This is a genomic window from Kitasatospora sp. NPDC004799 (assembly GCF_040609095.1).
In the GTDB taxonomy this organism is placed as follows: domain Bacteria; phylum Actinomycetota; class Actinomycetes; order Streptomycetales; family Streptomycetaceae; genus Kitasatospora.
Window position 1 is genome coordinate 1 of record NZ_JBEXJK010000327.1, and the last position, 9423, is coordinate 9423.

Genomic DNA, 9423 nt, shown 5'->3' on the forward strand with positions numbered 1-9423 from the left:
GACGTCGCCGGCGGCGGCTCGACCACCACGCTCCCGCTGCCCGCCGGCGCCGTCCGGCCCCTCACCCCTACCCCTCACCCCCGTCCCCCGCCCAGCGGGCCGAACGCCCGCGGAGCCGCAACGCTGGACAGGGCGGCCCGGTGCGGGTTCAATGGCCCGAGATGTTTGAACGGCGTTCTAACATCGCCCCCAGGCCCTCCGAGGCCCGGCTCCGTCCGAGGCCCCGAGCCGACGCCCCCACCTGCCCGAAGGGCCCGACGACCCGCGAGCGAGGAACCGTGCGACTGACCCCCACCGAGCGGGACCGGCTGCTGATCTTCACAGCAGCCGAGCTGGCCCGCGCCCGCCGCGCCCGGGGCGTGCGCCTCAACATCCCCGAGGCCACCGCCCTGATCGCGGACACCGTCTGCGAGGCCGCCCGCGACGGCCTGCGCCTGGCCGAGGCCATCGAGGCCGGCCGCTCCGTGCTGACCGCCGACGACGTGCTGCCGGGCGTGCCGGACGTGGTCACCGTGGTCCAGGTCGAGGCCGTCTTCGACGACGGCACCCGCCTCGCGGTGGTCAACGACCCGTTCCGGGGCGCCGGCTCGCTCGGCGACGAGGCTCCCGGCGGCGCGCTGATCGGGGACGGCGCCGGCTACGACCCGGTCGAGGAGACGCTGCTGCTCCCCGTCCACAACACCTCCGGGGTGCCGATCTCGGTGACCTCGCACTTCCACTTCTTCGAGGCCAACCCGCGCCTGGCCTTCGACCGGGCCGCCGCCTACGGCACCCACCTGGCCGTCCCGGCCGGCTCCTCGGTGCGCTTCGACCCGGGCGCCACCGTCGAGGTCGGCCTGGTGCCGATCGGCGGCGAGCGGGTCGCGATCGGCTTCGCCGGACTGGTGGACGGCCCCCTCGACGCGCCCGGCGCGAAGGAGGCCGCCCTGGCGAAGGCCCGCGCGACGGGCTACCTGACCGGCTTCGACGACTCGGAGGTGCCCTCGTGAGCGAGCGGAGCGAGCAATCGAACAGGGTCTCCACGAGGGCGTGGTCCGACGAGCGAAGCGAGGAGGGGGCATGACCTCGATCACCCCGCACGACTACATCTCCGTGCACGGCCCGCGCGCCGGGGACCGCGTCCGGCTCGGCGACAGCGGACTGATCGTCCGCGTGGAGTCCGACTCCCAGGCGCCCGGCGACGAGTTCCTGGCCGGCTTCGGCAAGACCGCCCGCGACGGCCTGCACCTCAAGCCCGCCGCGGTCCGGGACACCTGCGACGTGGTGATCAGCAACGTGCTGGTCATCGACGCGGTCCAGGGCATCCGCAAGACCTCGATCGGCCTGATCGGCGGCCGGATCGCCTCGATCGGGCGGGCCGGCAACCCGGACACCCTGGACGGCGTGGACGTGGTCGTCGGCACCGGCACCACGATCGTCTCCGGCGAGGGCCTGATCGCCACCGCCGGCGCCATCGACACCCACGTCCACCTGCTCTCGCCGCGGATCATGGAGGCCTCGCTGGCCTCCGGCGTCACCACGATCATCGGCCAGGAGTTCGGGCCGGTCTGGGGCGTCGGCGTCAACTCGCCCTGGGCGCTGCGCCACGCCTTCAACGCCTTCGACGCCTGGCCCGTCAACATCGGCTTCCTGGGCCGCGGTTCGTCCTCCGACGAGGCCCCGCTGATCGAGGCGCTGGCCGAGGGCGGCGCGTCCGGCTTCAAGGTGCACGAGGACATGGGCGCGCACACCCGCGCCCTGGACACCGCGCTGCGGGTCGCCGAGGAGTACGACGTCCAGGTCGCCCTGCACACCGACGGCCTGAACGAGTGCCTGTCGGTCGAGGACACCCTGCGCGTCCTCGAGGGCCGGACGATCCACGCCTTCCACATCGAGGGCTGCGGCGGCGGACACGTCCCCAACGTGCTCAAGATGGCGGGCGTGCCGAACGTCATCGGCTCCTCCACCAACCCGACGCTGCCGTTCGGCCGGGACGCGCTCGGCGAGCACTACGACATGATCGTCTCCGCGCACGACCTCAAGCCCGACCTGCCCGGCGACGCCGCGATGGCCCGCGACCGCATCCGGGCCGGCACGATGGGCGCCGAGGACGTGCTCCACGACCTCGGGGTCATCGGCATCACCTCCTCCGACGCCCAGGGCATGGGCCGGGCCGGCGAGACGGTGCGCCGCACCTTCGCCATGGCCGGCAAGATGAAGGCCGAACTCGGCCCGCTCGACGGCACCGGCTCGTACGGGACGACGGAGAGCGGCGACGACAACGAGCGCGTGCTGCGCTACATCGCCAAGCTCACGATCAACCCGGCCATCGCGCACGGCCTCGCGCACGAGGTCGGCTCGATCGAGGTCGGCAAGCTCGCCGACATCGTGCTGTGGCGCCCGGACCACTTCGGCGCCAAGCCGCAGCTGGTGCTCAAGGCGGGCTTCCCCGCGTACGGCGTGGTCGGCGACCCGAACGCCTCCACCGACCGCTGCGAACCGCTCGTCCTCGGACCGCAGTTCGGCGCCCACGGCGCGACCGCCGCCGACATCTCGGTGGCCTTCGTCGCCCAGGCCGCCGCCGACGGCGCCTACCTCGACCGGACCGCCGACGGGCTGCCCACCCGCCGCCGCCGGGTCGGCGTGCGGAACACCCGCGGCATCGGACCGCGCGACATGGTGCGCAACGCCCGCGTCGGCCGGGTCGACGTCACCGAGACCGGGCTGGTCTCCCTGGACGGCTCGCCGCTGCGCTCCGAACCCGCCGACAGCGTCTCGCTCAGCCGCCTCTACTTCCTCTGAACCGTTTAGGAACCACGATGACCGCCCCCACGCCCGCCGCGCTCGGCTTCCGGATGCCCGCCGAGTGGCACCCGCACGACCGCACCTGGATGGCCTTCCCCACCGCCAACCCCACCTTCGACGGCCCCGAGCAGCTGCACGCCGCCCGCCAGGCCTGGGCCGCCGTCGCCGACACCATCGTCGGGTACGAGCCGGTGACGCTGATCGTCAACACCGGTGAGACGGCGGAGGCGCGCACGTACGTCTCCGAGCGGGTCGAGATCGTCGAGCGCCCGCTGAACGACGCGTGGATGCGCGACATCGGCCCGTCCTTCCTGGTCGACGGCAAGGGCTCGCTGGCCGCCGCCGACTGGATCTTCAACGGCTGGGGCGCGCAGTCCTGGGCCCGCTGGGACAAGGACCAGCACATCGCCGAGCACATCAGCGAGCTGACGGACGTCCAGCGCTTCGCCTCCCGGCTGATCAACGAGGGCGGCGGCATCCACGTCGACGGCGAGGGCACGGTGCTGGTCACCGAGACCGTCCAGCTCGGCGAGGGGCGCAACGCGGACTGGACCAAGGAGGAGGTCGAGGCCGAGCTGCACGCCTTCCTCGGCACCACCAAGGCGATCTGGCTGCCGCGCGGACTCACCCGCGACTACGACGAGTTCGGCACCCGCGGGCACATCGACATCGTCGCCTCCTTCGTGCGCCCCGGCGTCGTGGTCGCCCACGTCCAGCCCGACCCGTCGCACCCGGACCACGAGGTCTGCCGCGAGCTGGTCGCCCTGCTGCGCGCCTCGACGGACGCCCAGGGCCGGCGGCTCGAGGTCATCGAACTGCCCGCCCCGACCGTCCTGCTGGACGAGGACGGCGAGCCGGTCGACTACTCCTACATCAACCACTACGTGGCCAACGGCGCGGTGATCCTCTGCGCCTTCGACGACCCGCGCGACCAGGAGGCCGCCGCCGTCCTGGCCGAGGCCTACCCGGGCCGCACCGTCGAACTCGTCGACGCCCGCGAGATCTTCGCCAACGGCGGCGGCATCCACTGCATCACCCAGCAGCAGCCGAAGGCGCTCTGATCCGGTTACCCGGGTGGGGGCCGCCCGCCCCCGCCCGGGTAGCGTTCCCACCTCCGCACCACCGAGGGAGAGCACGCACATGGCGGACCCCCGCCCGCGCCGGCCGGCCCGCCCCCGCGAGGAGGTCTTCGCCACCGCCCGGGCCGCGATCGCCGAGCACGGGCTCGCCGGACTCACCATGGCCGGGCTCGGCAAGCAGCTCCAGATGAGCGCCGGGCACCTGCTGTACTACTTCGGCAGCAAGGACCAGCTGCTGCTGGAGACCCTCCGCTGGAGCGAGGACCAGCTCGGCGCCCGCCGCCGCGAGGCGCTCGCCGACCGCGCGCTCGACCCCTGGCAACGCCTCGACGCCTACCTGCGCCTCTACCTGCCGGACGGGGCCGGCGACCCGCGCTGGATCCTCTGGGTCGAGGTGTGGGGCCGCTCCCCCGCGAGCGCCGAGATCCGCCAGGGCCAGCAGGAGATCGAGGCCCCGTGGCAGGCCGACCTGGTCGCCCTCATCGAGGAGGGCACCGCCGCCGGCCACTTCACCCCGGGCCCCGCCGCCGACCGCGCGGTGCAGATCCGCGCCCTGCTCGACGGCCTCGCCGTCCCCATCGCCATCGGCCTCCCCGACGCCCACCGCCCCGCCGCCCTCACCCAGGCCACCGCCGTCACCGCCATCCTCCTCCGCACCTGACCCGCCCGCGCAGGAAGTCGGCCGAGCCGACTTCCTGTGGCAGGAGCCCGACCGATCGGCCACGCAAATATGCAGACCGGTCTACAGACGCGGCCACACCTCAGCCCCGCGCGCGCACCAAAAGTCGGCCCCACCGACTTCCTATGCACGAACCCGACTACGCAGGGGACGAATATGCAGACCGGTCTACAGATTCGGCCGCATCTTGGCACCGCGCGCGCACGAAAAGTCGGCCCCGCCGACTTCCTGCGCGGCAACCACTCCGCCCCGCGCGCACCAAACCAGGCCAACACCCAGCAGCCCCGTGCATAGAAAGTCGGACCCGCCGACTTCCTATGCACGCGCACACTGGCCGGGGACCGATTATGTAGACCGGTCTACAGGCCTGCCAGCTCCCGAGACCGCCACGCACCAAAAGTCGGACCCGCCGACTTCCTGCACACGAGTCCGACCGCGCAGCGGCCGGAATATGCAGACCGGTCTACAGATTTGGCCGCATCTTGGCACCGCGCGCGCACGAAAAGTCGGCCTGGCCGACTTCCTGTGCGGCGCCCCCCGGTCGAACGGACCGGGAAATCTACCGACCGGTCTTCAGATTCCCTCGGGCGCGCGAGAAGTCGGCGCGGCCGACTTTCTGTGCGTATGCACCAGAAGTCGGACCGGTCGACTTCTGGTGCAGGGGGCGGGAGCGTGGGTTGGTTCGGTGTCACTCGGTCCAGATGGCGGCGGCGGTGCGGTCGTCGGCGTAGCCCTTGGCGCGGACCTGGACCTGGCGGAGGAAGTCGACGGTGCCCGGGGGGTGGGGGTGGGCCCAGTGGGTGGAGAGGAAGTGGGCGACGGCCGGCTCGTCGGCGATGGGGCGGGCCAGGCCGGGGGCGCAGAGGAGGAGGATGTCGCCCGGTGTCGCGGGGACGAGCCGGAAGCGGAACGGCCGCGGTTCGGGGACCGGCGGCTGACCGTCCGGGTGGTGCAGCAGTCGGGCCGCATAGGCGTCGATCCAGTGGCCGGAGCGCAGCAGGTAGAGCCCGCCCGGGCCGACGCCGAAGGCCGCGCGGTAATTGGCCTCCGGGTCCAGCGACACCATCAGGCAGTGCAGCGAGGCCGGTGACGGAGTGTCGTCCCCCTCCGCCCGGGCTGCCAGGGCGCGCAGTGGGGCGGCCGCACCGGTGGCCAGGCGCTGGAGGCCGTAGCGGAGCCGGTCGCGGGCGCCGTCGCGCAGGTCGGCGGCCAGACCCGCCCGGCTGCGCCCGATCGCGGCGGCGAGCTGGTGGCACGCCTCCCCGGTGGCGGCCGCGACCGCCTCCGGGGTGACCGCCTCGTCCTCCGCGCCGCCCGTCCGCTCGTAGCCGCCGAGGACTGCGAGCAGCAGTCCGTCGGGGCCCTCGCCGAACCGGGTGACCAGCAGGGAGTCGCGGCGCGGCTCACCCCGGTAGCGCGCGGAGTCGCCCCGGACGGAGGCGGCGCGCAGCACGGACGATCCGTACTGGGCGCCGTCCAGCACGGTGTCCGGTACGAGCGCGCGCAGTGCGCCCGGGTCCGCCTCGGGCAGAGCCGTCGGCTCCGGCCCGTAGGTCGGAGGACGCTCGCCAACGTGCGGAACGGCCGCGCCGCCGTCGGCGAGCGGTGCGCGGACGGCCAATCGGGGGTCGGGGACGGCCGTTGGCAGGGCGACGGGCTCGGGGACGGGAGCGGGGTCCGGTTCCGGGGTGTGGACGGGTTCGGGCTCGGGAGCGGGAGCCGGAGCAGCTGCGGGGGCGGGCTCCGGCTCGGCCTCGGGCTGGGGTTCCACGGCGGGTTCGGGGGCGGGCTCCGGCTCGGGCTCCGGGTCCGGTTCGGGGGCGGGCGGCGGTCCGGGCTTCTCCAGCGAGACCGGTACGGCCTCCGGCTCCGACTCCAACTCCGGCTCCGGCCCCGGCTCCGGTTCCGGCGCCGTCTTCGGCGCGTCGTCGGCGAAGGCGGGGGCCGGGAACTGGTGGGTCTCCGTGGAGGTCCGCTGGCGCCCGATCCCCTCCGCCCCGCCGATCACCCCGACCGCCGTGTCGAACCAGTCGTCGATGCTGTCCCGGTTGTCCGGGCCGTCCTGGCTCTCCGCACTCTCCGGCTCCGGCTCCGGCTCCGGCTCCGGCTCCGGTTCCACCTCCGGCTCCGGCTCCGGCTCCGGCTCCGGCTCCGGCTCCGGTTCCACCTCCGGCTCCGGCTCCGGCTCCGGCTCCGGCTCCGGTTCCACCTCCGGTTCGGGCTCCGCCGACCGCTGCTGACCGATGAGCCCGACCGCCGTGTCGAACCAGTCGTCCACGCTGCCGTCCCCCGGGTCGGCGTGCGGGGTGTCCGGGAGGGTGCCCGCCGGACCGTCGTAGACGGCGTCCCACCAACCGTCGTCCGGCCGGTGCGGTTGTGCGGGTGCACCCTGCTTGCTCATCTGACGGCTCCTGGTCGTTCCGTGGTCGCGCCGCCCCCGGCGGGCCGGGCTGACGACATTGTTCTCCACCCGCGAGGACCCTGTCCGGGTTTCGGCGACAACCGGTCACCCACCGGAAAGTCCCGGCCACCGCGCTCACCAGCCGGTTCGCCGGACCGGCACCGGGTACGCCGTCCGATCGGCCACTCCCGTTCCGTCCGTGCTTGCCGGATGTGTCCGGAGCAGGGCGTTTCCTGATCATCCGGGCGTGCCGGCCGCTGAAAATGGGGGCCAATGGGGGGCATCGCATCACTCGTTCGGCTGATTAAATGTGCGCATGACCGCGTCGGCCCCCAGTTCGCCCCGACCGGGGAGGGCCGCATCCGCGGGCCGCCCGGTGGGTGCGCTGTTGGCCCTGCTGCTCGCCGCGCTGCTGACGCTGCTGCCCTGCGCGGGCCAGGCGAAGGCGGCGGACGGCTCCGGCCATCCGGCGACGCCTCGGGCCACGGTCGGCTCCGTCACCGTCGTCAGCGTGGTCAGCGTCCAGGTCGCCACCGGAGACACCTCCTACAGCGGCCGCGCCGCGAAGGTCACCAAGTCCGCGAGGCCCTCGGAGCACCACCGGACGGCCACCGAGGAGCAGGGGCACTGGATCCTCTGCACCGCCGACGGCCAGCCGCCGCGCAACAACGGCTGCACCAGCCACCCGTACTGCCCGCAGGACGCCCAGCTGCCGAACCCGCCGCCGCAGCCGCAGCCCGCCGTGTCACCGCTGACCCCGGCCGCGCCCGAGGCGCTGCCCCGGGTGGTGCCCGCCGGTCTGCTGGACGGCGCGCACCCGGTGCCCGACCTGCACGAACTCCAGGTCCACCGGTCCTGAGCGGAACCCGCCGTCGGCGCAGTCGCCGACGGTTCCGGCTCTCCTCACACTCCAGCTGACCGCCGCCACCGACCGGTGCGGCGGGGACAAGGACGACCACCATGGGTTCCGCTTCCAAGCAGTCCAACAAGGCCGGCGGCAAGCAGGCCGGCCTCGACCGCCGCGCCAGGATCGCCGAGCTGCGCGCCGCCGAGCAGCGCCGCGACCGCCGCAACAAGATCATCGCCTCGGTGGCGATCGGCGTGCTGGCGGTCGGTGGCATCGCCACCGGCACCTGGGTCGTCATGGACCAGAACCAGAAGAAGAAGGACAAGGAGATCGCCGCCAACGCGGACATCCCTGGCGTGAAGACCTTCGGCGAGCTGAGCCGCACCCACGTCAAGGAGAAGGTCACCTACCCGATGACCCCGCCGGTCGGCGGCGACCACAACGCGATCTGGGCGGACTGCATGGGCCACGTCTACGACCAGCCGGTCGAGAACGAGCGCGCCGTCCACTCGCTGGAGCACGGCGCGGTCTGGGTGACGTACAACGGCAAGGCCACCCCGGACGACATCAAGACCCTCTCCGACAAGGTCAAGAAGACCCCGTACTCGATGATGAGCCCGTACCTCGAGGAGGAGGGCACCATCACCCTGAACGCCTGGAGCACCCAGCTGACCGTGGAGAGCGCCAGCGACCCGCGGGTGGAGCAGTTCTTCACCAAGTACGTCCAGGGCAAGCAGACCCAGGAGCCGGGCGCCTCCTGCACCATGGGGCAGATGTGACCGCCGACCAGGGCCGCCCGAACGGGGCCGTGCCGGAGGACGCGGCGGACACCGCGGCGGAAGCCGTCGGCGAGGGCGGTGCCGCGCGCCGCCGCCGGATGTGGTGGCCGGCCGCGCTGGCCGCCGCCGTGGCGCTGGCGCTCGGGGTGCCGGCCCTGGTGGCGAGCGGGACCTCGGCGTCCGGCTCGTCCACGCTGGCCGCCCCGGCCGACGACTCCCCCGAGGCCGGGTTCGCCCGCGACATGGCGACCCACCACCAGCAGGCGGTGGACCTGTCGTTCGTCGTCCGGGACCGCACCGCCGACGAGCCGACCCGCACCCTGGCCTTCGACATCATCAACACCCAGGCCAACCAGCGCGGGATGATGATGGGCTGGCTCGACCAGTGGGGGCTGCCCCAGCACTCGACCGCCACCCCGATGGCGTGGATGAAGATGGGCCACGAGTACCAGGCCCACGACGGTTCGCTGATGCCCGGCATGGCCACCAACACCCAGATCGCGAAGCTGCGCACGCTCAGCGGGCGGGACGCCGAGGTGTACTACCTCCAGCTGATGATCGAGCACCACAAGGGCGGCGTGGAGATGGCCCAGGGCTACGTCGACAAGGCCGGGAACGAGACCGAGAAGCGGCTCGCGCAGTCGATGGTGATCGGGCAGACCTCCGAACTCCAGCTGATGACCGACATGTTGAAGGAGCGCGGCGCCACCCCCGGCGTGCCCGCCTCCTGAGCGGTCGGCCCGCACGCTCCGCGTGCTCCTGGTCTTCCCTGTGCTCCCCGGACGGCCGGGGCGCCGGCGCGGGGGGGGCCGGACCGGAGACCCCCCCCCCCCCCCCCCCCCCCCCGCGCCCCC

Annotated in this window: 8 protein-coding genes; 7 read left to right on the forward strand and 1 reads right to left on the reverse strand. The window is 73.5% G+C overall.

The genetic code is table 11. The annotated features are described in order from the left end of the window. The first annotated feature begins 278 nt into the window (after nt 1–278). The 4 genes from ureA to ABZW03_RS30635 all read left to right on the forward strand — a co-directional run bounded on the left by ureA (nt 279) and on the right by ABZW03_RS30635 (nt 4524). Nucleotides 279–989 carry an urease subunit gamma gene (gene ureA, locus ABZW03_RS30620; protein ID WP_355265376.1) on the forward strand — a complete coding sequence of 237 codons (711 nt, stop codon included), beginning with the start codon at nt 279–281 and terminating at the stop codon, nt 987–989. 70 nt (nt 990–1059) lie between these two features. Further along, nucleotides 1060–2781, forward strand: coding sequence for an urease subunit alpha (locus tag ABZW03_RS30625; protein ID WP_355265378.1), 1722 nt, complete (start codon nt 1060–1062; stop codon nt 2779–2781). Nucleotides 2782–2798: 17 nt separating this feature from the next. Continuing rightward, on the forward strand, nt 2799–3845 hold the full coding sequence (locus tag ABZW03_RS30630; RefSeq protein ID WP_355265381.1) for an agmatine deiminase family protein: 1047 nt from the start codon (nt 2799–2801) through the stop codon (nt 3843–3845). 79 nt (nt 3846–3924) lie between these two features. Next, nucleotides 3925–4524: a TetR/AcrR family transcriptional regulator gene (locus ABZW03_RS30635; RefSeq protein ID WP_355265384.1), complete on the forward strand. Its 600-nt coding sequence runs from the start codon at nt 3925–3927 to the stop codon at nt 4522–4524. Nucleotides 4525–5230: 706 nt separating this feature from the next. Here the strand turns inward: ABZW03_RS30635 and ABZW03_RS30640 are convergent. Further along, entirely contained in the window at nt 5231–6943 is a 1713-nt protein-coding gene (locus tag ABZW03_RS30640) for a hypothetical protein (RefSeq protein ID WP_355265387.1), read from the reverse strand. Between the two features lie 376 nt (nt 6944–7319). Here ABZW03_RS30640 and ABZW03_RS30645 point away from each other — a divergent pair, with 376 nt between their 5' ends. The 3 genes from ABZW03_RS30645 to ABZW03_RS30655 all read left to right on the forward strand — a co-directional run bounded on the left by ABZW03_RS30645 (nt 7320) and on the right by ABZW03_RS30655 (nt 9300). Further along, the gene (locus tag ABZW03_RS30645; RefSeq protein ID WP_355265390.1) at nt 7320–7802 is read left to right on the forward strand and encodes a hypothetical protein; all 483 of its coding nucleotides are present in this window, start codon (nt 7320–7322) and stop codon (nt 7800–7802) included. A gap of 101 nt (nt 7803–7903) precedes the next feature. Beyond that, the gene (locus ABZW03_RS30650) at nt 7904–8569 is read left to right on the forward strand and encodes a DUF3105 domain-containing protein (RefSeq protein WP_355265393.1); all 666 of its coding nucleotides are present in this window, start codon (nt 7904–7906) and stop codon (nt 8567–8569) included. Continuing rightward, complete coding sequence (locus tag ABZW03_RS30655; protein ID WP_355265395.1) at nt 8566–9300, forward strand: DUF305 domain-containing protein; 735 nt, start codon at nt 8566–8568, stop codon at nt 9298–9300. Before ABZW03_RS30650 ends, ABZW03_RS30655 begins: the two co-directional genes overlap by 4 nt. The last annotated feature ends 123 nt before the right edge of the window (nt 9301–9423 follow it).